General features: G+C 52.7%; 19 protein-coding genes. 4 read left to right on the top strand and 15 right to left on the bottom strand.

Going from position 1 to position 26,621, the window contains the following annotated elements:
• Nucleotides 1-772: 772 nt before the first annotated feature.
• From K2I50_RS03095 to porV, 5 genes are all read right to left on the bottom strand, one after another.
• Nucleotides 773-1,249 carry a tyrosine-type recombinase/integrase gene (locus tag K2I50_RS03095; RefSeq protein ID WP_367279082.1) on the bottom strand — a complete coding sequence of 159 codons (477 nt, stop codon included), beginning with the start codon at nt 1,247-1,249 and terminating at the stop codon, nt 773-775.
• 379 nt (nt 1,250-1,628) lie between these two features.
• Nucleotides 1,629-1,850, bottom strand: coding sequence for a DUF2795 domain-containing protein (locus K2I50_RS03090; RefSeq protein WP_068961730.1), 222 nt, complete (start codon nt 1,848-1,850; stop codon nt 1,629-1,631).
• Nucleotides 1,851-1,915: 65 nt separating this feature from the next.
• Nucleotides 1,916-2,479, bottom strand: coding sequence for a cob(I)yrinic acid a,c-diamide adenosyltransferase (locus K2I50_RS03085; protein WP_301024785.1), 564 nt, complete (start codon nt 2,477-2,479; stop codon nt 1,916-1,918).
• A 105-nt stretch (nt 2,480-2,584) separates the two neighbouring features.
• Nucleotides 2,585-3,073 (bottom strand): 2-C-methyl-D-erythritol 2,4-cyclodiphosphate synthase, encoded by a 489-nt coding sequence (gene ispF, locus K2I50_RS03080; protein ID WP_301024784.1) that lies wholly within the window; start codon nt 3,071-3,073, stop codon nt 2,585-2,587.
• Between the two features lie 33 nt (nt 3,074-3,106).
• Nucleotides 3,107-4,306 (bottom strand): type IX secretion system outer membrane channel protein PorV, encoded by a 1,200-nt coding sequence (gene porV / locus K2I50_RS03075; RefSeq protein WP_301024783.1) that lies wholly within the window; start codon nt 4,304-4,306, stop codon nt 3,107-3,109.
• 365 nt (nt 4,307-4,671) lie between these two features.
• Between porV and K2I50_RS03070 the strand changes: the two genes are divergently transcribed.
• The 3 genes from K2I50_RS03070 to queG are packed head-to-tail and all read left to right on the top strand — an operon-like array spanning nt 4,672 to nt 9,737.
• Nucleotides 4,672-8,121, top strand: coding sequence for a glycosyltransferase family 117 protein (locus K2I50_RS03070; protein WP_301024782.1), 3,450 nt, complete (start codon nt 4,672-4,674; stop codon nt 8,119-8,121).
• Nucleotides 8,122-8,133: 12 nt separating this feature from the next.
• Nucleotides 8,134-8,787 (top strand): polysaccharide deacetylase family protein, encoded by a 654-nt coding sequence (locus tag K2I50_RS03065; protein WP_301024781.1) that lies wholly within the window; start codon nt 8,134-8,136, stop codon nt 8,785-8,787.
• Nucleotides 8,787-9,737 (top strand): tRNA epoxyqueuosine(34) reductase QueG, encoded by a 951-nt coding sequence (gene queG / locus K2I50_RS03060; protein ID WP_301024786.1) that lies wholly within the window; start codon nt 8,787-8,789, stop codon nt 9,735-9,737. Before K2I50_RS03065 ends, queG begins: the two co-directional genes overlap by 1 nt.
• A gap of 96 nt (nt 9,738-9,833) precedes the next feature.
• Here the strand turns inward: queG and K2I50_RS03055 are convergent, their stop codons facing one another.
• The 10 genes from K2I50_RS03055 to K2I50_RS03010 form a co-directional block, all read right to left on the bottom strand.
• Entirely contained in the window at nt 9,834-10,862 is a 1,029-nt protein-coding gene (locus K2I50_RS03055; protein ID WP_301024780.1) for a hypothetical protein, read from the bottom strand.
• A 110-nt stretch (nt 10,863-10,972) separates the two neighbouring features.
• Nucleotides 10,973-12,580 (bottom strand): calcineurin-like phosphoesterase C-terminal domain-containing protein, encoded by a 1,608-nt coding sequence (locus K2I50_RS03050; protein WP_301024779.1) that lies wholly within the window; start codon nt 12,578-12,580, stop codon nt 10,973-10,975.
• A gap of 6 nt (nt 12,581-12,586) precedes the next feature.
• A complete protein-coding gene (locus K2I50_RS03045) occupies nt 12,587-12,919 on the bottom strand; it encodes a hypothetical protein (protein ID WP_301024778.1) in 333 nt (110 codons plus the stop codon).
• Nucleotides 12,920-12,956: 37 nt separating this feature from the next.
• Entirely contained in the window at nt 12,957-13,907 is a 951-nt protein-coding gene (locus K2I50_RS03040) for a DUF6772 family protein (RefSeq protein ID WP_301024777.1), read from the bottom strand.
• Nucleotides 13,908-13,991: 84 nt separating this feature from the next.
• Nucleotides 13,992-15,695 carry a RagB/SusD family nutrient uptake outer membrane protein gene (locus K2I50_RS03035; RefSeq protein ID WP_301024776.1) on the bottom strand — a complete coding sequence of 568 codons (1,704 nt, stop codon included), beginning with the start codon at nt 15,693-15,695 and terminating at the stop codon, nt 13,992-13,994.
• 18 nt (nt 15,696-15,713) lie between these two features.
• Entirely contained in the window at nt 15,714-18,803 is a 3,090-nt protein-coding gene (locus tag K2I50_RS03030) for a SusC/RagA family TonB-linked outer membrane protein (RefSeq protein ID WP_301024775.1), read from the bottom strand.
• 45 nt (nt 18,804-18,848) lie between these two features.
• Nucleotides 18,849-20,162: a BACON domain-containing protein gene (locus tag K2I50_RS03025; protein WP_301024774.1), complete on the bottom strand. Its 1,314-nt coding sequence runs from the start codon at nt 20,160-20,162 to the stop codon at nt 18,849-18,851.
• 34 nt (nt 20,163-20,196) lie between these two features.
• The gene (locus tag K2I50_RS03020) at nt 20,197-22,371 is read right to left on the bottom strand and encodes a histidine-type phosphatase (RefSeq protein ID WP_301024773.1); all 2,175 of its coding nucleotides are present in this window, start codon (nt 22,369-22,371) and stop codon (nt 20,197-20,199) included.
• Nucleotides 22,368-24,098, bottom strand: coding sequence for a sodium:solute symporter family transporter (locus tag K2I50_RS03015; RefSeq protein ID WP_301024772.1), 1,731 nt, complete (start codon nt 24,096-24,098; stop codon nt 22,368-22,370). Before K2I50_RS03015 ends, K2I50_RS03020 begins: the two co-directional genes overlap by 4 nt.
• A 24-nt stretch (nt 24,099-24,122) precedes the next feature.
• On the bottom strand, nt 24,123-25,172 hold the full coding sequence (locus tag K2I50_RS03010) for an NAD(P)-dependent alcohol dehydrogenase (RefSeq protein WP_279159097.1): 1,050 nt from the start codon (nt 25,170-25,172) through the stop codon (nt 24,123-24,125).
• A gap of 344 nt (nt 25,173-25,516) precedes the next feature.
• Here K2I50_RS03010 and K2I50_RS03005 point away from each other — a divergent pair, with 344 nt between their 5' ends.
• The gene (locus K2I50_RS03005) at nt 25,517-26,542 is read left to right on the top strand and encodes a LacI family DNA-binding transcriptional regulator (protein ID WP_301024771.1); all 1,026 of its coding nucleotides are present in this window, start codon (nt 25,517-25,519) and stop codon (nt 26,540-26,542) included.
• Nucleotides 26,543-26,621 lie beyond the last annotated feature (79 nt).

The raw sequence follows: 26,621 nt of genomic DNA, 5'->3' as shown, positions 1-26,621 counted from the left end.
ATCTAAAAGATTGAACCGCTGCGAAAAAGAGCGTGTCAGGATAACCTTTACAAGATTATTCTGACACGTTTTTATATTGACGCGGTTTCCTGTTCTAACACCGGTAGCCGGATATGTAATTTAGACTTCGAGGACTCTTTCATATATAACTTACAAAACCATCAGTCATTATAGATATGATCACAAATCCCAATTTCAAGATTGACGTATCCGTCACTGAAAAATGTTACAAGTCCAAACCGACTCCTACCGACTATCGGCAAATGCGATGGAATAAGACCAAAATGAGTCTTAGTAGCTTCATTTCGATGGTCAGAATGGGTTACAGCTATTGCCATATTTACTATGGGAACCTGCGTAGGAAAAATAAATTTCTCTATACGCAAACCATAAGCATTGATGTTGACGATACCGATACAGACCTCGAAACATTCTACCGTCAATGCCAGTTGAAACCGACCTTTGCTTACGAGACATTTTCAAATGGTACTGTATCAGAATTACGAATCCATACAGGCGTGGTATGAACCTGGGAAATCTGTTACCTCAAACCTGAAGGAAGCGCGCGACAGAGGGCTTACCGTCAGTCTGTCAACACTCCGACGCTATTGCAAGTTCAACAATATACCTGTCAATCCGGGACATTGCAACATATCGGAGTGGTATAACCCGGCTGTCTCGGTAAGACTTAACCTACAGACAGCACGGGCATAGGGCATCAAGGTGTCACAGTCGTCCTTATACAAGCACTGCAAGGACAACGGCATCCCGACTAAAGGGATGGCAACTTAATCTTGCTCAGCTCCTCACGTAGCCTTGCCGGCATAAAGTGAGCGTAGACCTTCTCGGTTATTTCGGTGGAGGAATGACCGAGAAGCTGGCTCACCATCGTCATGTCCATACCGTTGTTAAGGCTCAGGACTGCAAAGGTGTGGCGTCCGACATGGAATGTGAGACTGAATGACAGTCCCAGTTTTTCACCAATCACATTGAGAGCCTGATTGATACCACGTGTCTTTGTGTTCCTCACACGGTACAGGGCATCTGTGTCGTCAAGGTTAAAGTCATCGTCAAGCAAACCGAAAACAAAGCGATTGTATCGGCCTTTCCACTGTTCAAGTATTCCCATAGCCTGGTCGCTTAGGGGTATAACATTCCTGTTTTTCGTCTTGACCTGTATCTTGTTAAGTGTCCGTTTGTCGAAGTCTATGTCAGACCATTGCAGGGTGATGATGTCAATGACACGCAAACCACAGGCTACTTTTCTTTGACAGAGATCCCGGTAGAGCGTCTGACTGCCACTGATTTGACAGCATATTCAATCTGGACCACCAGAGGGCGGTCATTCTTGGTTTGTCTGGTCTTGTACAACCGGAAATGTCCGGTCGGGAATGGTCTTGCTGCTTTACCCATGTTGTATGTTCCGTTTCTTTTATTTTAAGCGAATTTACAACAGTTATACGCCAGTTTATCCCGATTGTCTATATTCCTTTTTTGTCGGTGCGCTAATTTTACGCCAGTTTATTATGCTGTAAAAGGTGGTAAAATGCAAGAAAAAAGAGTTGGGCTGTCGCGTGGTGCGAAGCTCAACTCTTTGGTATTCTTTGGGTTAATCCTTTTGCGTGGGCTTAGTATTCCTCCTCGTTGAAGAAGAAGTCCTCTTTGGAGGGGTAGTCAGGCCATATGTCCTCGATGCATTCGTAGGTGTCACCCTCGTCCTCCATTTCCTGAAGGTTTTCGATTACCTCGAGGGGAGCACCTGAACGCATGGCATAGTCTATAAGCTCCTCTTTGGTTGCGGGCCAGGGAGCATCCTCAAGTTTTGATGCTAATTCAAGTGTCCAGTACATATTTTTCAGATTTTATTGATAACTAACGTATGTCGCCCTGCGGGTGTTCAGTCAATTAAGAGCAATTAATTGTTCTTGTCCCAAAATAACTCGTCGGTCTGGTTGTCGACGTTGTTGAAGCGAGCGAATACAAAGAAGAAGTCGCTCAGGCGGTTGATGTAGCGCAGCACGTTGGGGTCGACATATGTCTGGTCGGCCAGAGCTACGATACGGCGTTCGCAGCGGCGGCACATAGTGCGGCACACGTGGCATACGGCAGCGCGATGGGTTCCGCCGGGGAGCACGAAATTGTTGAGCGGGGGAAGCTGTGCGTCAAAATGGTCGATAACGTTCTCGATTGACTCTACGTTCTCAGCCGATAGACCCGGGCAGCGTGTGATGGCGTTGTCGGGATTGGGGGTAGCCAGATAGGCTCCGATGCTGAAAAGACGGTTCTGTACCTGATGGAGCAGGTCGACGGCAGCGGGCTGCAGACACGGTATTGCAAGAAGCACTCCGATATTGGCATTGAGCTCGTCAATTGAGCCGTAGGCTTCGATGCGGATATCGGTTTTCTTCACTCTGACACCTCCGACAAGCGATGTTGCACCGTTGTCGCCGGTAGTTGTGTAAACTTTGCTTTTTGTCATGACTTATCTGATTTGGGCGGCAAAGATATGCAAAAATATCTATTTTGCCAAAACATTTGAAAATAAGCAACAATACTGCATGGCTAGGTCGGCGCCCGGACCGGATTATATCTTGTAGATTAGCGCTGTAGCCATAGCGGCGATACCTTCCTCGCGGCCTGTGAATCCGAGACGCTCGGTGGTTGTGGCTTTTACCGACACGCAGTCGGGGTCTATTTTCAGGTCGGCGGCTATGTTGGATATCATGGCCGGTATGTGTGGCAGCATTTTGGGCGCCTGGGCCATGATGGTCAGGTCGACGTTGCCTACGGCATATCCTTTGTCGGCGAGCAGCCTTACCACTTCGCGCAGCAGACGGCGTGAGTCGGCGCCTTTGTAGGCGGGGTCGGTGTCGGGGAAGTGGTATCCGATATCTCGCAGTGATGCTGCTCCGAGCAGAGCGTCGCTAAGGGCGTGGAGAGCCACGTCGGCGTCGCTGTGGCCGAGCAGGCCGAGGGTGTGGGGAATTTTTACGCCACATATCCATAAGTCGCGGTCGGCCACCAGGCGGTGTACGTCAAATCCGTTTCCTACTCTGAAGGTGGGGGGTGTCATATCGGTTGATGTTCTATTAAGTATCGGTATGGATTATCGGCGTCCGAATATTTCCTTGATGCCGTCCATGTCGAATGTCAGCGAAAATCGAAGTGTCTGGTCGAGCGGTGAGTTCTGCGATGCGGCAATCATGTAGCTGGCGTCGAGGCGCAGCACGTTGAGGGCGAATCCGGCTCCGAGGCCATAGTATTTTCGGCCTCCTTTGTATTCGTTCTCATAATAGTATCCCGCGCGCAGGAAAAACTGCTGGTTGTAGTTGTATTCGGCTCCGAGACTCCAGGTAATCTCCTGCAATTCCTCTTTCATGCCTCCAGGCGCATCGCTGAACGATTTGAATATGCCTGATATCGACGAGGTGTTTTCCCAGTCGATGGTGGCCTGTTGAAAATCGATATCGCCCTGCTCGCCGTCGGCGTAGTCGATACGGCGGGGCTTGGTAGGCACGAGCAGCTTGTTGAGGTCGAGTCCGATCGACAGGGTGTGGTAGTCGGCCAGGGGAAATGCGAAGTTGGTGCCGATACGCAGGTTGGTCGGAAGGAATGCCGGAGAGGTGCCGTTGTCGAAGTTAAGTTTCGAACCGATATTGCTGATATTCCATCCGAGCGACCACTGGCACTCGTTCTGTCCGATGATAGGATACTTTGTCAGGTATCCCGATATGTCGGCCGAGAAAGCCGATGCGCCGCTTACCGGGTCGCCTGCCTCCGAGCCTCCGTCGCTGTTGTAGCCCAGCGACGAATATATATATCGGAATACGATACCCATCGAATAGCTTTCAGACAGTTTGCGCGAATAGCCGATGTCAAAGGCCATCTCGTAGGGGTTGAATGTCTGGGCCATTTCCGAGTATGTGGATACCTCGCCAAGCGAGAAGTAGCGCAGCGATGCGCTGACGGCCTGGTTGTCGCCTCCGCCCAGCTTCCAGTAGCCCGACACGTTGGCGAGGAATATGTCGTTGACAATCTTGCGCAACCATGGGGTGTAGCTGAGCGATACTGCCGCCTCGCTGTAGGCAAAGGCGTATTTCGACGGATTCCAGAACTGGCTGTAGGCGTCGGGGTCGGTAGCCGCTCCAAGGTCGCCCATACCGGCCGCACGTGCGTCGGGGGCGATACCGAGCGATACTACGCCCGTCTCTATAGGGTTGAACTGGTCCTTCTGGGCCAATGCATACTGTGGCAGCGCCACTGCCATAGCCACAAGGAGGAGTATTGATAATTGTATTCTTTTCATGCGGTAATGATTCTAAGAAACTGTTCAAATTTATATGATACAGATTTTGAGGGGTATTGTCTGATGGATTTTTGATTGCGATGTCATCGACGAAGTCGCTTTGCTTGCAAAGAACGAGCGTATCCGTAGCTACGTGACTGAAGAGCGAACAAAAAGACACTGACAAGAATCCTTAAAAACAAAGTGATATGAATTTAAACAGTTTCTAAGAGTATTAACCTGCCTTGTATCCGATTTATTGTATCATACAGAACTATTGTGTGTGAAAAAAACAGAAAATCAGTGTGGACAATACTGACTTCACGGATTAATCGTTAACTTTGCCAAGTTTTCACGGCAGCATGTGGCTGCCATTTCTTGCAAGAATGAAACAATATCGCATACTCAACAACATCCTGGGCTGGGTGGCATTTCTGATTGCTGCCGTCACATACATGTGCACGCTTGAGCCCACAGCAAGTTTCTGGGACTGCCCGGAATTCATATCACAAGGCTATAAACTGGAAATAGGTCATCCGCCAGGCAACCCTATCTTCATGCTTACAGCACGATTCTTCGTCAATTTTGTAAGCGACCCTTCGCATGTGGCTCTTGCTGTCAACACCATGTCGGGGCTGCTGAGCGCGGCTACGATACTCTTGCTCTTCTGGACAATAACCCATCTGGTGAAGAGGCTCATTGTCAAGGATGACGCTACCACGGTAAGCCCTCTGCAGATGCTCATTATCTTTGGCTCGGCAATGTGCGGCTCTTTGGTGTATACCTGGAGCGACACGTTTTGGTTCTCGGCCGTCGAGGGAGAGGTATATGCATTCTCTTCATTCTGTACGGCTTTGGTATTCTGGCTCATACTCAAGTGGGAAAACCGAGCCGACGAGCCCCACAGCGACCGATACCTCGTGCTTATCGCTTATGTGATAGGTATATCCATTGCCGTGCACCTGCTTAACCTGCTCTGTATCCCTGCGATAGTACTCGTATTTTACTATAAGAAATTCAAGAACCCCGACGGGCGTGGCTCCATCGCGGCGCTGCTTGTGTCATTCGTTATCGTGGCCCTGATACTCTACGGTCTCGTGCCGGGTTTCATCGAGATGGCTCAGTACAGCGAGCTTTTCTGTGTCAACACTCTTGGCATGGGATATAATTCAGGTGCTCTGCTCTATACGATTGTCACCTTTGCCGTGATGATATGGGCCGTAGCCGAGCTCTATCGTCAGAAGAGTCCCGCACGTATCCGCGCGTCGTTTTTCCTTACCATATTCTTCTCGGGCATACCGTTTATCGGCGACAGCTGGCTGGTGTCGACAGTTATATTCTGCGCTCTGCTATGGTATCTGTGCATCTATCTGAAGAAGATTCCGGTAAGAATATTCAATGTGGTTGTACTCAGCATACTCGTCATATTCATCGGCTACAGTTCCTACGCGCTGCTGCTTATACGCTCCAACGCCTATACTCCGATGAACCAGAATTCTCCCGACAATGTGTTTGCCCTTTCATCATACCTCAACCGCGAGCAGTATGGCGAGCGCCCCTTGCTGTATGGCCAGACCTTTAACTCCGGTATCGTATACGAGGTGGGTGCCGACGGAGTGCCTAAAGCTCTGAAGAAAGAGGGTAAAAACCTGTGGGGCAAGACGGTGAAGACATCCCCCGACCAGCCTGACAGATATGAGGTGACCGGCACCAAACTTGACTACGAGCTTACACCGGAGCTCAACATGCTCTTCCCCCGTATGTACGACGGAAAATATGCCGAAGCATACCGCGAATGGACAGGCATGACAGGCACCCCCGTTTCTGTCACAAACTACGTTGATAGCCAGGGAAATCCTCTCGGCGAGAAGTCAATGCGCATCAAACCGACATTCATGGAGAATCTGCGCTACTTCTTCAACTATCAGCTCAACCATATGTACTGGCGATATTTCATGTGGAACTTCGCCGGCCGACAGAATGATATCCAGGGCAATGGAGAGATTACCCACGGCAACTGGATTTCAGGCATACCCTTTATCGACAATGCCCGTCTTGGCGACCAGTCTCTTCTGCCCGAGGACCTCGGCAGCGGCAATAAGGGTCACAACGTATTCTTCATGCTCCCGCTTCTGTTGGGTATTATAGGCCTCCTGTGGCAGGCCTTCACCTCACGGCGCGGTATCGAGCAGTTCTGGGTGATATTCTTCCTGTTCTTTATGACAGGTATCGCTATCGTCATATATCTCAATCAGGTTCCCAACCAGCCTCGTGAGCGCGACTACGCGTTTGCCGGCTCATTCTACGCGTTTGCCATCTGGGTAGGAATGGGTGTGGCCGGTATCTGGCGTCTTATCGCCGGGCTTGCCGATGCAAGGTCGCCCAAGGAGAAAGTAAGCCGGCTTAACTGGATTGGAGCTGTCGTAGCCGTTCTGTTCGGGATATTTGTGCCCCTGCAGATGGTGTCACAGACATGGGACGACCACGACCGTTCCGGACGTTATGCCGCCCGCGACTTCGGCATGAACTATCTCAGTTCGCTTGAGCCCGGAGCTGTAATATTCACCAACGGCGACAATGACACATTCCCTCTCTGGTATGCACAGGAGGTAGAAGGATACCGCACTGACGTGCGTGTGGTCAATCTGTCGTATCTCACCACCGACTGGTACGTCGACCAGCTGCGCCATCCGTCGTATGACGCTCCTGCCATACCTATGCTGGCTACCCCCGATGTGTATGCCCACGACAAGCGCCAGTTCACTTATTTCATCGACCCCGACACTACCCGCGTCAACGCTTTGGCGGCCCTTAAGGAGGCATATCGCGAAGATGCAAGAAACCATACCTACGGTCTGTATGAGTTCCGTCATCCCAACATGTATATACCCGTCAACGGCGATGACATGGTGGCCTCTGGCCGCATTACCGAGGCTGAGCGCGAGGCACTGTCGCCTGCTATCGACCTCAACCAGGCCGGCAATTCCGAGAGCGGTCTGCGCCTTAGCTCGATGATTGCCATCGACATGCTCGCCACAAATGCCAAGGATGGCTGGAAACGTCCGTTCTACTTCGCCATGACAGTGCCCGACGACTACTATCTCGGCCTCAATCCGTTCATGCGTTCGACCGGTATGGCCTATGAGGTGGGTGGCATAAAAGATACCGAATCAACCCACGGACAGATTGGCGTGAATACCGACAAGGCCTACGACAACATCGTCAACAAGTTCCGTTGGGGTGGTCTCGACAATGTCAATAGCGCCGATGATATCTACCTCGACGAGACAGTGCGCCGTATGGTCACCACTACACGCAGCGCCATGCTCGACCTCGCTTCTGCGCTCTACAACGAGGGCATTACTGCCGAAGTCTATTACTCGGAGGATTCCGTGAAAATGACACCTGAAAAGCGCCTGGAGACCGAGGAGTACATCGCACAGCGCTATGCCCGTGCCACAGAGGTGATGAACCTCATGGTAGAGAAGATGCCTGAGTACACATCGCCCTACGGCATACAGATCGGATACCAGACCGCCGACATGTTCGGACGTCTCGGAGCAGTCACCGGCAACAAGGAGCTCTCCGACAAGGCCCTTGCCATAGCAAAGCGCGAGATAGACCTCTACAAGCAGTATATGCTTTATATCCAGAGCCTCTCGCCGGCCAAGTTCCAGGCGCTCACACGTATCGACCGATACATATTCGATACATACTTCATGCAGCTCGTACAGCTATATGTATCGCTCGGAGCCGATCCGGAAGAGACCATAAAGGACCTGGCGGCGCAGGGTGTCGACTTCAACCGATTCTACCGCAATCATAACGAAGGATAACTCTGCCGTTAGATGAAAGGTAGCAAGTATTTCCGATTCAAGCCGTCGCGCTTCATCGAGCAGCCGCCGTTGCTCTACCGTATCCTCTTCCCTGAGGCCATATGGCGCATCAAACGCAAGAAACGGCGCACTGTATACCTGACTTTCGACGACGGCCCCATCCCGGAGATTACTCCCTGGATTCTTGACCTGCTCGACTACTATGGCATAAAGGCCACATTCTTTCTCGTGGGCGACAATGTACGCCGACATCCCGAGCTGCTTGAGGAAATCAAGCGCCGCGGGCATAGCTGGGGCAACCATACGATGAACCATCTGCAGGGATTCAAGGAAACCTCGCGCAACTATCTGCGCAACATAAAGGAGGCCGACAATCTCATCGACAGCCCGCTGTATCGTCCGCCCCACGGCATAATGCGCTGGGGACAGGCGAAAATCATCAAGGAGCACTTCAACATCGTGATGTACGATGTCGTCACACGCGACTACTCCAAGAAGCTCAACGGCGAGAAGGTAGTAAAGAATGTAAGGCGCTATGCCCGCAACGGCTCTATCATCGTGTTCCACGATTCACTCAAGGCCGAGGCCAACCTCCGCTATGCACTGCCGCGCGCAATAGAGTGGTTGCGCGACCAGGGCTATGAGTTTGCCCCCATCCCTATGTGATGAATGCCATGCCGCTCGACAGTATCATGCGCTCCACCGGAGCCGTAGCATGGGGTGTGGCCCGGGCTGAGTCTGTCGATTCCGAAGCCTGGGAGCGACGTGAGCGATGGATAAGCCGCGGTAATCATGCCGGTATGGAGTATCTTGACCGTTATCCCGACGTCAGGCGCGACCCGCGCAATCTGCTTGAGGGAGCGCGCTCGGTGATTGTGGCCGCCTACAGCTACTATCCGTCGCGCCGTCAGCCGGCGTATGCTCCACAGTTTGCATGGTATGCCTATGGGCGCGACTATCATGAGGTGGTGCGCGCACGTCTGGAGCTGGCGGCCTCCCGACTTGAGGAGGTATACGCCGGAGCTCGATTCAGGATATGTGTCGACACGGCACCGCTGATGGAACGCTATTGGGCCGTTAAGGCCGGTGTGGGCTTCATCGGACGCAATGCTCAGCTTATTGTGCCCGGCTACGGGTCGGCATGTTTTCTCGGTGAGATTGTTACCACTATCCCGCTTCCCGCTTCAACCCCTTCCGAGGGTGCATGTCCCGACGGATGCGATTTGTGCATACGGGCATGTCCTGGACGGGCTATATCCCGCGAATGCTCTGTCGATGCCCGCCGGTGTCTGTCATATCTTACTATCGAGCATCGCGGACCTTTTCCTGACAATATCCCTTCTCTGGGGCGCCGGATATATGGATGCGACGCATGCCAGAGCGCATGCCCCCTTAACCGGGGCATACCGCCAACCGACATTCCGGAATTCTTGCCTTCTGAAGCCCTTATGTCCCTTACCGACACCGATATCGCTACCCTCACTCCCGAGCGGTTTTCATCAGTTTTTTCCCACTCGGCGGTAAAGCGCGCCAAGCTCGCAGGGCTTCTGCGCAACCTCTCGGCGCTCACGCCGCGCTCTGCCGCCGGGCCTCCCTCTGAAGATAAAATACAGTAAAAGCGCCGCGACAGTCCACAGCTGTCGCGGCGCGTTACTTGTAGTCGATAGGGCCGGATGCGCAATCATCGTGCCGCCCGGCAGTAATGCAAACCTTTATTTAAAAACAACCTTTCTTGATACAGAGCCTCTGCGCTCGATGAAGATGCCACCGGAGGGTGTGCTCACCTTTACTCCCTGTAGATTGTAATATTCCGCGGGAGCGGTGCTGTTGTCGGCCATCTCGGTTTCAATACCCGATGTGGCAGTATATTTCTTAGGGGTATATCCTTCATGTAGAGTCTGATAGTTGGTCCAGCCGATACGCTCGCCCGGCTTTACACCGTAAAACACGATATCGGCGTATCTTACCGGGAATCCATAGAGGTCGTTGTTGCTTTTTCTACGGAAATCAAACAGATTCCAGCTGTTGGTAGCCTTTCCGGTGAAAGTGATATCCTGTGGGCCGGTAGCCGTGGTCGACGGCATATTGAATATGGCGCAGCGCTGCATTTTGCCGAGTGTGTCGTCAGTGCCTGCGAATCCTCCGGTAAACGCCGTGCTGGTATTCGCCTGCACAAAGTCCGATGTGATACGTACATGGGCCGGAGCGTCGACAGTGACATATACACCTGTGATATCATTTACACGGCAGTCCTCACCGTCGCCCATTCGGCTCTTGCTGTTTGACTCTGTACAGAAACGCACACGTATGTCGCCTCCTTCTGCCGGTACGTCGACAAGCACTCCGTCCTTGTAATATTGTGACGGCACTGTCACGTAGGCAAGACCGTTGTTGTCCATCTCCGAGGTCAGAAGCAAACCGTCCATAAGTCCGCTTTCAAGCGATTTCTGGGCATCGCGGGGCTCTGCGTAGTCTTTCTGGGCATCGGCCGATAATGTCGAGCCGGGGGTAGTTATCTGCGACAGTGCCTCATCGACCATTACCGGAGTATAGTCAGGCTGAAAAAGCACCTGGAGAGTGATGGCTTTTCCTTCCAGGCGGTAGGCATCTGTTGATAGTTTTGTGCCTACGGTATTGTCGATAAGTTCCTGTGAGGCGTCGATACAGAATCCATGGTAATCCTCTGCATGGGTGGAAACGATACCGGACAAGATGGCTGAAAAGAGTAATGTTTTTTTCATGAGATAGAAATGGTTATTGATTTATAGTAAAAGTGGAGTTGTATAGCATGTAAGCCATGCTATCTTCCGGAGGTGCGTTGACCGAGGCCTCCGGAAGATAGTGTGTGTGATTATTCAATTGATGAGGGGCGGTTGAGCACTGTGGTGAATTTACGGCCCGAGAGGTCGGTAAATTCTATTGTCACAGGCGAGTCGGCAGTAGATGCCTGAGCGCGGAATATGTGGGCTGTGGCTTCAGGATTCATGCCTGAATTCCATTTTGTATACTCCTTCTTTATGGGTACGAGGTATTTCTGTATGAGATACGGGTCCTGGGTTTTTACCCTTTTCACAGTCAGTTCCCGGCCATTTTCATACATTTTTACCGTGCATCCCGGTTCGTAAGCCCAGATATTGGCGAGCACGACATTCTTATTGGCGCTATTGCCCGGGAGATATGCCGTCGAAAGCTCCTCATCTTCGATAGATACCTGATTGAGGTCGTAAGCACGAATCTGGAAATCGGTCGGCAACTGGAAACCCTTATATATATGGTTGGGAGTGCCCGAGGCGAAATCCCATATGCCGAATCCCCATGGAGCTCCGTCAAAGCATACCGGAAGGTTAGGCATGTGAGGCTTGAAGCCGGCCGGCCACCATCCGCCATTGGCGCCTGCGTAATTGTATTCGCGGATATTTCTTTCCGGAGTATGTTGGAAGTGGCTCTTGTGGGAATGTCCGGAGAATACCTTGACATTGGTAAATTCCGACAGCAACGCACCAAGTTGCGGACCTCCCTCGTCGAAGCGGTAAACCTTGCTTACATTCACACCCTCGGCTTCCGGATAGGTAAGGAATATGCCATGCATGGTGATGAACAGAGGTGCCGTCTTGTCTTTTATTGTGGCGAGGTCTTTTTCAATCCAGTCAAGTTGGTCGGCTTTAAGGGCGGTTCCTTCCTTGTACACCATATTGTTGACAACTATGAAGTGAGCTCCTCCGCGGTTGAATGAATAGTAAGACGGGCCGTTGATATACAGCCAATTGGAGAGTCCCGGTATATCACCCGTGAGAAACGGGTCGTAGTCGTGGTTGCCCATCGTATGATACAGCGGTGCGTTGACCTTGAAGTCCTTGTTGAAGAGATCGAGGGTATATCCGAAGCCATCAGCCACGAAAACGTCGCAGATAATGTCGCCGAGAGTTATCACGATAGGACTGGTGCCTTTGGCCTTCAGTGAGTCGATGGCACGGTTTATGTCGGGCACAATCATGCTCTTGAGTAGCTCCACGTCGCCGCATCGGTTGGATATCTGGGGGTCGGCGATAGCGATTATGCCGAGAGGGTTGTTGTCGGCAATTTTGCGTAGTATGAAGTCCACGCTTTTACAGTCGCTTTTCTTTACCTGCTGCCAGAATTTCGGGCGGTTATTGTCGAGAAATGCGGCCGGTTCGTAGCCGTCGGGAGTCGACACAAATACATATCCAAGGTCAACCTCCGATTTCATTATATATTTTCCATTGACATCGGTGGTAGTCAGATTGTGTCCGTCCGATACTACTACGTCGGCGAGGGGAGTGCCGGTATCGGTCTTCACAATCCCTTCGATATATACTTCCTTTGGTGCCGGCTGCTTGATGGCCGGAGCGCCGAAGTACTCATCATTGTCGGAGCATGCCGAAGAGGCGAGCAACATGGCGCCTGCGAAAAATGCGGTATATGGAAATTTTGATTTCATGGTTGTTTAGCCTTTACAGTGTATCTGTATGTTGAGGAATAGTTCGCCGCCGTAGATATCGACCGCGAGGCGCAGCCAGTTGCCGAAATTGGGCTGCACTTTTATCGGATGGAGTCCCTGGCCTGACACGGTGACTGGTGCGCTCCCGTCGGAGGCCCAGTTTACGCCGTCGTGGGAAATCTCGACACGGGCTGTAAGCGTGGGATTATCACCCTTTATGTGCTCGATCATTACGAAGAATATCGCTTCGTCGGCCCAGCCGGTCTCATAGGGATGAGTCTCAAATCGTCCGGTAAACCATTTCTTTATCTCAAGATGGGATGCATTGAACTGTTTCATGATTGGTCAGCTGTTTTGTAGGTGAAGACTCGGGAGATTATTCCTGCGACACGACTACCGAGTCGATGTAGAAGTACACACGGCGGTCCTGGTCGGTCTCGACCCAGAATAGGGGATTGATGAGGTTGTCGATACGGTGGTAACCGGGTACATTGGTCACGTGGGTGCCGCGCAGGTCCCATATGCGGTCCTGACACTGGAACTCGACATACTCGCGGTTGAGTGTATCGATTTTCAGGCGCATGTATTGCCAGTTGAGCTTGCAGTCGGTTTCGTTGTATATGAGCTTCTGATGTGAGTCGGGTATCACCTGGAATGCCTCGTGACGTCCGTCGGGATACCGGCGACCGAACCACCATGGGTCGATACCGCGCTTGCACCAGTCGCCTTCGAGGCCGAAAGCCCATTCCTTGTCGGTGACATCGGCTGAATTCTCGATTTCCCAGCGCTGTACCAGATTGCCGTTGAAGCAGTTGAGGTGGCGCACGCCTACCTGGTAGCGTTCGCCGCGTTCCTGTATGTCAAAGCCCATGCCGAAGGCGCGGATGCTCTTCTCGTGCAGACCGGGCTGCGGAGTTCCCTCGCCATCAAGGATATCCTGCTCGGCGGTGTACGAGAACCAGCATTCAATCTGTAGGAAGCGGCTTCCCGGACGATAGAACGACAGGCGCTTTATGGCATGACCCATCGAACCCGGAGCGGGAATATCCTCGTAGCGGGAATGTACGGGGCGTGTCGACAGCTTAAGGCTGAATGTGCCCGACATGGCGCCGTGGCTGCCGGGATAGCGGTAGGTGGCCGAACTGAGCATCACCGGTGGCCACTGGTCTTTGTTGACCAGCGTGGGGGGCACGTCAAAGTCGGGATACTCGGTGAAGTTGGGCAGTAGGGTCATCCATCCGTTGAAGCCTGTATTGAATATATCGTAGCAGATTATGCGCTCGAGCGGCTGATAGCGGCTGCGGAGCAGTATTTCGTCTACACTCATAGTTGTTATGGTTGTTTCAGAGGATTATTTGTTGTTGATATTGTCGCAGATGGTTGTTGTATGGTGCCGGTTGATGCTATGTTGTCACCATCCCGGATTTTGGGAAATCTTGCCGTTGGATATGCTTACCTCTATCGCGGGAAGGGGAAGAAGCGGAAAGCGGCTGTCATATTTTCTCGGGAGTACACGCACGATTTTTCCGGCGTCGAACATCGGCTTGAAATCGGCGAAGCCACATTCGTCAATCTCCGGAGTGGAGGGCCAGTAGTAATCGCCGGCTTTTTCCATATCGACCATACCCTGTTTTGTCGGGAATGCATAATAGTCGTGGCTGAAAGCCTTTTCCATCCAACCGTCCCAGCGCAGAAGGTCGAAGAAGCGACGGCCCTCCCAGGCAAACTCCACGCGGCGCTCTTTGCGTACGGCCAGGCGCATGGTGTTCTGGTCCGACAAGGCAAGCGCCGGATATGCCGCGGTATTGTCGCGGGTAGTCTTGTAGGCGCGGGCGCGTACATCGTTGATGGCATTGAGCATGCTTGCGTCGAGTTCGCCGAGTTCGATTTTAGCTTCGGCATACATGAGCAGCACGTCGGCATAGCGGATTATGATGGTCGGGTTCTCGCTTACGTTTTTGCCGGTACGCCATTCGTCCTGCGCGCCTTTCCTGAGGCATGTTCCTGTCGGGGCGGCATACTGGTCGTTGATTTTTGAGTCTTTGTTGGTGACAGATTTTCCGTCGAGCAATACGGTCTTGGCCGACGGGCTCGGATTGTAGACACATCCGTATACTACCGAGCCGGGGGCTACGAATGTCTCGTTGCATCGGGGGTCACGGTTGAGGTATGGGTTATGAGGGTCAAACAGCGGCGATTCGTCGATAGGCTTGCCGTCGGTGCATTCAAAGGCGGCAAGGAGGTCCCATGACGGGAAGCCTGCGGCTCCGCTGCTCACGGTTGTGCGCAGCATGAATGAGTTGACCGATGAACTCTGGCCCAGTTCGATAGAGTTGGCTATGCAGAATATGTATTCACCATTGTCCATGGTCTTGTCGCGGAATAGCGCACCGAAGTCGGGATAGAGGGAATATTGCCGGGAATCCATCACAAGGCGTGCGGCGTCGCGTGCGATTTCCCAATCCTTCATAGTAAGGGCGATACGACACTTCAGAGAGGCTGCCACATATCGGTTTACGCGCCATATGCCCTGGACTATGTTGGACTCGGGCAGGTTTTCATAGGCATAGTCGTAGTCAGAATATATTACAGGGAGGATGTCGGCTACCGGAGTGCGTCCCATTTGGCGAGCTTCCTCTATTGTGATTGTCCCCGTGCAGAAAGGCACATCGCCCCAGAGTGATATCAGGCGGGCGTAGAAGTATGCGCGGAACAGGCGTGCTTCAGCCGCCAGACGCTTGGCTTCGTCGGAGTTGTAGCCCAGTTTGTCAAGACTTTCGAGCACACGGTTGCAGCGGCTTATCGCCTTGTAGGTATTTGACCATGTTGTCTCAATCCATGAGGTAGAGCTGGTGAGTGTGGCTGCCGGCACGTCGTATACTTTGTTGCGATGACAGAAATCGTCGGTATGCCCGTCGGTAAACCAGCGGGTCTCAAGATTATACGGATATGCTCGGTAAAGGTCGTTGACAGATATCCTGACCTCGTCGAGTTTTGAGTTCCATGTGCCCGACGACGGCTCTGTCAGTGGCTGTAGGTCAAGATCGGCACATGACGCGGCCATCATCATTGTGGCGCATAAGAGCGCCCCTTTAAATATATTGCTCGGTTTCATTTCTTTATGATTTTCAGGTTAGAATGAGAAGTTGAGGCCGAAGGTGTAGGTGGTGGCGATGTAGTTGGATGCGCTTGAATTGACCTCGGGGTCCCATCCTTTGGGATAGTGGTGGAAGCAGAAGGGGTCCTCGACATTGAAATATACACGCAGATTGTCGAAGCGGATTCTGTTGACAAGTTTCTTGGGGAATGTGTAGCTGAGGTTGATGTTCTTGACACGCATGTACGAGCCGTCCATCAGCCAGAAATCCGACATAACATAGTTGTTGCTGTTGCCGGTAGCGCTGTTAAGGCGCGGGTAGATGGCCTTGCGGTTCTGCTCCTCGGTGTTGTAGTGGCTCCAGTATTTTCCCATTATGATTTCGGGAGCGGCGCGGAACGACTGCTGGCGCACCATTACCTCCGACATGCGTACTTTCTGCTGTCCGACACCGTTGAATGCAGCCGAAAGGCGTATGCCTTTGTAGCCTACGTTGATGTACCCGCCAAACAGATAGTGGGGTAGAGATGATGCGAGCACCTCGCGGTCATTGGTATTGTCGATTTTGCCGTCGGGAGTTCCGTCAATGCCGCTCAGGTCTTTATAGCGGATATCTCCGGGGCCTACCGAGCTTACCAGTTTCGGGGAATTGGCTACCTCCTCGTCGGTCTGGTATATGCCGTCGGCACGGTATCCGTAGAAGGCCATATACTCGTCGCCGCCACGTATTATGCAGTCGCCCGAATACTGTATTTTACCGTCGAGGTTGCCCATCTTCGACTTGGAGTTGGAGATGTTGAAGCCCACGCCGTATGTCCAGTCCTTGCCGATATTGTCATTCCATGAAATTTTTGCTTCCCAGCCACGTGTATTCATGTCGCCTGCGTTGACCTCCGGAGCATTGTAGCCTGTATATTTGGGGATTTCAGTGGCGATGAGCATATCTTTTGTCTTCTTGTAGTAGATATCGCCGGTGAAGTCGAGACGCCCGTTGAACAGTCCGAAATCCACACCGATATCCCACGTATGGGTTGATTCCCAGGTGATATTTTCTACTGCATATCTTATCTGTGCTGCTGAGGTTGCCGCTTCCGGGCCTTTGGCGCCGAACATTATCGCATTCTCAAGATTTACAGATGCCTGGTAGGGATAATTGCCTATGCGCTCGTTGCCGAGAGAGCCGTATGAAGCGCGCAGCATGAAGTTGGACAGCACCGGCGACAGACGTTCCATGAATTTCTCCTTGCTCAGACGCCATCCGAGCGATGCCGACGGAAACCATCCCCAGCGGTATGAGCTGGCAAAACGCGAAGAGCCGTCGCCGCGTATGTTGGCCTGGATGAAGTAGCGGCTGTCGTAGTTGTACATCACTCGTCCGAAGAAAGAACGGTATGCGTTTTCAAAAGCGTTGCCTCCGGGCGACACTTCGTTTTTATTGGCGTTGTCAAGATACGGATAGTCGGGAAGGGTCATTTTGTCGGAGGATACCGACATAGTCTCGTAGTGGTAATAGTAATCTTCGTAGCCTGCGAGTACGTTTACGGCGTGTACACCGAAATCTTTGTTGAAGGTAGCGGTGAGCGATTTCTCCATAGAGTGATTCTCGGTGCGTGTCTCAGTCAGTGTATTTGTCTCGTATCCCGAGATATACCCTATGAGCTGGTCGGTGTCAAACGCATCGTAGTAGGGGACAGCTTTTTTCATGTCCTTTATCTTTTGGAATGACATGGTCGGAGTCACCGTACCCTGGATTGTGAGGAAAGAAAACGGTTTGTAGGTAAGGGCTATCTTGCCGGTGAGGTAGTTAATCGTATTTTTCTTTTCGCCGCCTTCAAGATAGGCTCCTTCGGTATTCGAACCCGACTGTCCGGCTGCGATGCGTCCGTCGGGATAGGTGCCTGCATATATCTGTGGATAGCGCAGTGCCGCGCCTATCGGACTTCCGGAGTGGGGATCATTTTTTACGGCGTGGCGCATGGAGAGATCGACTGTGGCTGTCCACTGCTTGTTGAAGTTGATGGTGTTGTTGGCGCGTACATAGATGCGTTCATGGTCGGAACCCTTATACAGGGCTTCGGTCTTCTCATACGATGCCGATATGCGGGTCTTTACCTGTTTGTTGCCGTACGACAGGCTTACATTGTGCTTGGTGCGTGGAGCGGTCGAGCGGAGTAATCTGCTTTTCCAGTCGTATACCGGGTATTCGATGGGGTCATACATATGATTCTCCATATATTGCTCGATATATTCTTTCGAGTAGGTAGGATATTCTCCACCTGCGGGATTGCCGGCTTCGTTCCAGCGTGTCTCATTGATAATCTGCATGTGGCGTATGGGATCGACCACATAGTCGGGATACGATGAGGCGTGCATCAGTGAGAACTCGCCGTTGTAAGTGATGGCGAGATCGCCCTCTTTTGCCCCTTTGGTCGTTACAAGGATTACGCCTGCCGCTGCGCGCGCACCGTAGATTGATGCCGCCGCTGCATCCTTAAGCACGGAGATTGATTCCACATCATCGGGATTCACATTGTCGAGGTCACTTACCGGAGTGCCGTCGACAAGAATCAGCGGACTGTTGTCGCCCATTGTGGTGACGCCGCGCACCTTTATGCTGCCGCTTGAGCCGGGCATACTGCCGCTGCGGGTGATATCAAGTCCGGGAATAGCTCCCTGCAATGCTGTGGTAAGGTTGGGTGAGCGCTGTTTGTCAAGACGGTCGGAACCGACAGAGCCTACCGCTCCGGTGAGGTCTTTTTTCTTAACTGTGGCGTAGCCGATTACTACGGTCTCTTCCAGCATCTGTGCGTCGGGAAAGAGCTTGAAGTCAAGAGTGCCTTTGCCCGTCCATTTGGCTGTCTCGGGTTTGTAGCCGAGATATGTCACTTTTATCTCAGTTCCGGCAGGTACCGACGCTATATTGTAGCGGCCGTCGATATCTGTCATGGCAGAGTATTTGCTCGTCTTGTCGGATACTATCGCACCTACTATCGGCTCGTCGGTCTCGTCGGTAACAGTACCTGACAGTGTGCTCCCTTGTGCCGTAGCCGCTGAGGGAGCAAGCATGGCCGCCATCACAAGGATGGAGGCCGATGCTTTGCGCATCAAGTTTATAAATGATTTCATCTGGTATTTCATGATTGTGGTTAATAAGTAATGGAGTGGCGGTGTCTACTGTACGAACTCAAGTTTTACCGTCTGGTTGTATTCTTTTACAGCCTTGTCGCCATCATGAGGATGCTGGGCGGTAAAACGCGTACAGGTACTTTGCGATATCTGGTCGATATATTTTCCGCACTGGGCTATCTCTGTCGCCGGGCGCAGGCGTATCTGTACTTTCTCACATGGATTCTTAAGTGAGAATGTGCCTTCAAACAGTACATAGATGCCGTCTTTGGGGTATTCATAATTGTAGGTGACGGTCTCTGTCCAGTTGCCGGCTGCTCCCGACAGGCCTTCGGTTGCCGTGAGTGTTACTGTCTTCGGAGTCATGAGCGGCAGCCATTCGCTTCCGTCGAGATACTCGGCCATCCAGTGGGCGGCACAGCTTGAATATATGTGGCCGGTGAATTCAAACCGCATCGGGGTGTCGGCCGGAATCTGTGAGAGCGACTTGTTGCCACACTCTACGAGCCAGTAGTCGGTGGTCACACATCCGCGTATCATCAGGTCGCCGTGTGAGCCTGTCTGGGTACGCATTCCCTTGCCGTCGTCTGCGCGTCCGGATTTGTCGGAGTTGTAGAATCGGATTGAACCTGTGCCGGTGGTCGGGTTGGCGAAAGCGTCGATAAATCCGGCATCCGACTTGTTGAACTTAAGTGCGCCCCATGTCGACGAGTATTCATCTTTGTTCTTGTCGATAGCCCATTCGGTAATCATGGTCATGTCGAGGGCGAGATGTGTGATGGTAAGCGTATAGCTTTTGCCGTCGATAGTTACGGTAATTGTCGTGTTGATGTCGGAGAGTGTGTTGTTCTGGGGGAAGGTCACTTTTACTTTGGTCTCTCCCTCGCCGGAATCGGGTGTGAGCATGAAGTCGGGATTGGATGAGGTGGCGGTCCATGCACCTTCGCCGAGTACGGTAAATTCGGTTTCTGTCTCTCCTGCCTCAAGGGTGATGCTTTTTACCGACACACCCGTCGGTATCATGCCGCGCTGGGTTATGTCAAGAGCTTTAGGTGTCACCCCTTCGCCGATGAATTTTATGCGGCCTGTTCGCTGATCAAACTCCTCGTTGGCGCTTACATCGATAGTGAATGTAGTGACATTATGGTTATTTGTGGCCTCGGTGATGTTCAGCCATTCTGTCTGATGATTCACCACATACTTCACATTGGAGGTAACCGTCATGGTAATCGTGCCTCCGTCGGCCGATACGGCCATTTCTTTGTCCGAAAGATCCATGTAGGGAGCTGCATCGTCATCGGAGCAGGCTGTCAACATAGCCATAAAGGCAATGAAGAGAAGTCTTGATAGGATTTTCATGATCTGTTTTTGAGGTTAATATTGTTTTGTGATATTAGTTGCGGTTGAGAGGAGTGGCGGCTGATGCTTCGAGGGCTTCATATGCGCTTTTTATCTTTGACAGGGCGAGCGGGCGCAACTGTTGCCACCGGTAGCACTGTTCATCCCCCGTGGGTTGTATCGGGAGCGACAGGGCCTTGCCGTTGAGGAGAACTTTTACAAGAATATCATCATTGTCCGACCGGTTGCGGAAGAATACAAAGCTGAGTTTCGAGGCCATCGGTATGCGCCATGTCTGCCAGAAATCTTTCACTTCGTCGAGATTGTCGGTAGCTGTGCCCCATGAATCGGCCTCAAGCAGAGCCATAAGGGCCATGAGGCAGCCGTCGTGGCCAAACCGCATGCGCAATCCGCGGCGCCCTGCGGCTATGTCATCGTCGGCACAGGCTATGATGTTGTCGAGCATCCTGGCGGCCTGTTGCCATCCGCGTCCGAGATTCACGCTGTGCCTACCCTTCTGCATATACTGTCGTGCGTTGTCGGCTTCCCACATGGCTTCGGCCTGTGCCGGGGTGAACAGTTCGCTGAACGACTCCGGGCGGTCGAGGGCCGGTGTGGCATTTGACAGGATAAACATAGCCTCGCAGAGGGTTATGGCGTCAAACCGCGATGCCGCGCTGTCGGGCTGTGTGAATATCGTGGATAGCCATCCGGAGAGGTCGATACGTGATTCCACAAACCGGCGCCAGAGCTGATACCAGCGGCCGTCGTGTGAGCGCATCTCCTCGTCGAGCGGCAGCTTGGTGGGGCAGTCGTTGGCGTAGGGATTGAGCCATGTGTGGTAACGGCTGCTTACGTCGCCTGATACTTTTATGTCGGGACAGATGCGTGACAGGGCGCTGTTGAATGCCTCCATCGAGCGTGCCGTGCGCATTACGTTGGTCGACTGCGACTGCGCGGTGGCGCCGGCAGAGATAACTTCGGGGTATTCGCGACACAGTTTTGCGGCGTATGCCTCCCACTGCCGGGTGCCTCCTGCGGTGAGGTCTCCGGTACGTTGGTCTACAGTAGGCCAGAGGCCGTGCAGACGCTCAAGCATTATGGTGCCGAGCGGGGTGAGAATGCCGGAGGAGTCGCCCCATTCGAGTGCTCTCTTTACGAGCGGCAGCACCGGAGCGCTGTCTATATGGCGTATGCCGTGGCGACAGTAGGTGCTGATCATAAACGGCTCATAGCCGGCGGGAGCGGTGCGGTCCTCGGGTTCGGCGAACGGGTCTACTCTGTAGGTGCCGCGGCTCAGTGTCGGGTCGGGCATGTCGGGCAAGGCTACCGAGTATATCAGCGGGCTGTTGGTGTTGACCAGCATTCTCTGACCGTCGACCATCAGAGCCTCGCACTCTTCGAGTATCAGGCTGTCGAGGTCGACTCGTGCCGCAACACAGCGCCGGTCGAGATCGTATACACGGATTTTGGATGTCGTTACGGGATATTTGTTGCCGAATCCGAAGCTATAGAAGAGTTTGCCGTCGTGTATGCATCCCGACTGTGTGGCATAGGCATCCATGTCGAGCACTACCTGCTCGAGCACATCGTCGGCGCCGAGTCTGACATATTTGCCTTCGGCGAGCTTTGGTATACGGAATCGGGTAGCCACCAGCTTGTTGTGGGCGAAGGTCGGCATTGCCGCCGGCACTGTGCGCACTCGTCCGGAGAATACCCACATATGGCCTCGCTCGCGGTCGATGAGCCACGACGGAGCTCCGAATATAGTGTTGAGCTCACGTCGTGCCCATCCGGTGGTGTCGAGTTCGAGTGTCTGTACCAGGCTGGAGCTCCATTTGCGCCCTTTGCGGGTGATGCTCTCTACGTGGCAGCGCATATCCAGCGGGCTTTTGGGCTGGGCTACCGACAGGTAGATTACCGGCATCTCCGCTCCGGGCTGCCGCTCTACTCCGAAGTTAGCCTGGTTGCAGTGGTTGCTGCGCGACGACGACTCGACGTCAAATTCTCCCACATTTCGTAGTTCCCCCTTGCTGCGGTCGTACACCGTACAGTGTCCGCCATGCTCGAATGCGAGCAGGAGGTCGCCCCAGATAGCCATTCCCTGTTGTGACCGGCGTGAGGCATCTTTGGTATAGGCTACCTCGCATTCAGGCACGGCAGCCGGGACGGCGCCATACATGAAGCATGACGCCAGCGCCAGGGTGAGGGATGTAAGTCGTAGTCTCATGCTGTTACGGTCTTTTTCTGTTTGCGTGAATCGGCGATGCGGTAGGCCAGGTAGATTCCGATAAGAGCTGCGATGATGAGGCATGTGCCGCGCATTATGCCGGATACGGCCGGGTCGTATGTCTCGGTGCACATCAGGTATAATAACAGCAGGGCTATCGCGCCGAGTGTGACCAGGAAGCAGTTGATGGCCATGAACGAATATGATTTCACGGCACGCCTGGTAGCCTCGTCAGGCTCTGTGTCGGCGGAGGTATCCTCCATTTTCGTGATTTTTTCGTAGCCGGGACATACATATCCCCTGAGATAGCCGAGGAGCTGCAGTGTGGCCATTATCGCTACCGGAAGCAAAAGCCCTACGGTAGCTTCAAGCACCTGGTTGTTGACCAGGCCGGAGAGGGAGAACTTCATGGTTATGCCGATGGCGTAGGTGGCGAGCATGGCCCATATTACCTGGCGGCCGTTGATACGGCTTGAGAGCAGCCCCCACACCGACGGGATAAAGAGAGGAGCGATTACCATCGTGAGGATAGTCACAACTACACGTTCGGCTCCGCCCATAAACGGTATGAGCAGGGCGATGGCTATGATGGCCACTCCGAAGGCGAGCGTAAACAGGCGTCCGGCCTTGATGAGTGTGCGGTCCTTGGCTTCGGGATGTGAGGCGCCATATATCTGGTAGGTGAATACGTTGGCGTATACATTGAGAGTGCCTGACACACAGCTGAGTGTCGCCGAAATCATAGCTGCGAGCATTACTCCGAGCATTCCCTTCATGAGTACGGTCTGGCTCATAAGTATGTAGGCCTGTTCGGGGTTGGCATCGGGATTGATGGTGCGGTACACCATTGCCGGAAGATACCACAGTATCGGGGTGAACAGATAGAGCACTCCTACGAGATAGTTGCTCCTGCGGGCGTCGCGGGCGGTAGGCACGCTTATATAGCGCTGCACGAAGGGCCAGTCGCCTCCCATCTGGAATATGTTGAGGCCAGTCCAGAGCAGGAGCCATATCCAGGGATACTCGCCGGAAGCGAGGTCGAAGTATGTGTCGGGAAGCGCAGGAGAGTTTATGAAGTTGTCGAGGCCGCCGATAGTGTGCAACGACAGGGGTATCATGAACAGGACTACCGCGATAAGCACTCCAAACTGGATTACGTCGGTCATCAGCACCGCGAGAAATCCCCCGGCTATGGTATACACAAGGGTGATTGCTCCAAGTATCACTACCGCCCACGATATCGACAGGTGGCCGGTAGAGTCGGCGAGGAAATGGCCCTCGGGGAGTACCATAAGTGTCGACATCACTACGGCGATGGCATACAGTGCCACTCCGGTGTGTACGCCGCGTCCTACGATACCGGCTATAGTGTAGAAGTCGACGGTAGTTTTTCCGAAGCGTACAGCGATGAAGTCGCCGGGAGAGTTAATCTTAATCTGACGCCATCGGCCGGCAAGCCATCGGCCTGTCACCAGGCAGGCTATGCCTACGAGGTTGCCGATTATTACGGCCACTATTCCCGAGCGGTAAGCCACTCCACCCCACACTACAAATGTGCTGGCTGAGAATATGGTCATATATGTCGACATTCCCGACAGCCACCACGAGGAGCTGCGTCCGGCTATAAACATGTCCTCCGAACTTTTTATGCGTCGCGACATGAGCCAGCTTACGGCAATCAGTCCAAGGAAGTAGAGAAACAGTACGATATAATTGAGTGATTCCATAATAGGGAATTGCTGTAGTAGGGGTTATCGGTCAATCCTTACTGCCGCCTTCACGATGTTGGCCTTGTCGCTTACGCTGCGGTCCATGGCTTCCTGTATATCGCTGAGGTCGAATATGTGGGTCGCTATGTCTTTCAGATTCACACGACCTTTGGCTACAGCCTCTATTGCCATTGGATAGATGTGGCGATAGCGGAATACGCTTCTGAATGTCAGCTCTTTGTCGATAAACAGAGATATGGGCAATGTGAGTTCGCCGGTCTTGCTGTAGCCTACGAGCACTATCGTGGAGCCTTTGCGTGCCACTTCGATAGCCTGTCGTGTGGTTATCTCGGTACCAGCGGTTTCAATAGAGAGGTCGATGCCCTCGCCGCCGGTGAGTTCCTTTATGCGCTCTACGGTATTCTCCTCAGCTGCATTGATGATGGCGGAGGCTCCGAGTGCCAAGGCTTTTTCAAGGCGCTTGGCCATGACATCGACTACGATAATCTCCGATACACCCTCGGCCTTCAGTGCCATCATGCATACCAGTCCGATACATCCGGCCCCGAATACCACGGCTTTCTGTCCGGCCCGCGCTCCACCCTGGTTGGCAGCATGGAATCCGATGGCCAAAGGTTCGATAAGAGCTCCCTCAAGATTGCTTACATTCTCGGGAAGACGGAAGCAGAGGTCGGCGGGGTGGGTGGCATATTCCTGAAATACACCGTCGACAGGCGGTGTGGCGAAGAAAACAACATCGGGACACAGATTATATTTTCCTTCGCGGCAGTAACGGCAGTGGCCGCAGGTCTTGCCAGGCTCGAGCGCCACACGGTCGCCTACGGCAAGCGATGTCACCCCCTCGCCAAGAGCCACTACTTCGCCGGCTGCCTCATGGCCGAGCACGAACGGCGGTTCTACCACATAGCTGCCTATACGCCCTGTTTCATAATAATGTATATCAGAGCCGCATATGCCAACATAGTCAATCTTTATAAGTACTTCTCCCTTTGCCGGAGTAGGAATAGGGCGTGTGATAAAGCCCATCTTTCCTATGCCGTTCATCACGGCTACATTCATGTTTTCCTTCATGATATATTTTGATACAGAGTAAAGTTAAATGCCTGATTGGTAGATTTTACGGTGTAAAAATATAAACATTCTCCCCGATTTTAAAGCATTTCTGTGCTTTTATTTTTCGCAACCGTTCCCGCAATCGGTTGCGGTTTCCACAATCGTTTGCGGAGGCTCCGTGTCTGTTGAAATGTAAGTCCACAACCGATTGCGGGTGCCGCAAACGTTCCCATTCGTGCTCTTCGTCCCTTTTTTTCAAAACATCACTTTTTATTAATGGAATTTATCTAAATTTGAACTGATATATTGGTGGAGGAAGTCCCTGTGCAGGGATTTTTGTCCGAATTCAAATCTGATATCTGATGCGATACGTTACAATAAAAGACATTGCAGATGCTCTCGGCATATCCAAGTCGAGTGTGTCGCGTGCGTTGGCAGGGGATATGCGCAACGTCAGTCCATCCACTATTGAACGCGTCCGGGCCAAGGCGCTGGAGATGGGTTATCGCCGAAACATGACCGCAGTCAATCTCCGGGCGAAGGCCAACAAGATTATAGGAATCATAGTGCCGGAAATCACGACACCGTTTTCGATGGCATTCGTCACCACAGTGCAGGAGGCTGTGCAGCCGCTCGGCTATCGTGTGCTTATTGCCGTTTCGAGCGAGGATCCGTCGCGTGAGCGTCAGAATCTCGATATGTTTGAGAATGGCCGTGTCGACGGGCTTCTTGTATCTGTCACCCACAATGTGGCCAACCGCGACCATTTTGAAAATCTGGTAAAATCTAACTTCCCTATAGTATTTTTCGACCGTACTATACGTGACCTGCAGTGTTCGTCGGTATGCTCCAACGACGGTCTTATGTCATTTTTTCTTGTGGAGCACCTGATACGCAGCGGACGCCGCCGCATAGTGAATCTTGCCGGACCCTCTTATATAGAGAATTCGCGTGCGCGTTCCCAAGGATACCGTGAGGCTCTTGAGAAATTCCACATACCGCTCGACCGCAGGCTGATTGTGTCGGGTGGCATGTCGGTCGAAGACGGTGCCTTAGCGGTAGAGAGACTGCTTGACGGAGGCATTGACTTTGATGCCATATATTGCTTTACGGAGACACAGGCGCTTGGCGCAAAGCGCACACTTCAGGAGCGCAATCTGATAATACCACAGGATGTCGCCATATGCACGATGTCGGGTACATCGCTGTCATCGTTTGTATATCCGCAGATTACCGCCGTAGAGCAGAATGTGGTTGAGATGGCCCGTATAGCCGTGCGCCTTCTGCTGGAGAAAATCGACATACCGAGCGCGCCTCAGCAAAACATAACCCTCCATTCATCCATGATAGTGCGCGGGTCGACTTCCGCCGAGGAATCTTCACTCTGACACATTTAGAGCTTGTTTAATAATAAATGTTGCCGCCAGGGTCGTATAGCTTGAGACGATTTTCGACATGTGACGAAGG

This window comes from Muribaculum sp., assembly GCF_029051885.1.
In the GTDB taxonomy this organism is placed as follows: domain Bacteria; phylum Bacteroidota; class Bacteroidia; order Bacteroidales; family Muribaculaceae; genus Muribaculum.
The sequence above is the reverse complement of the archived record's forward strand: the minus strand, read 5'-3'. Positions and strand labels throughout refer to the sequence as shown.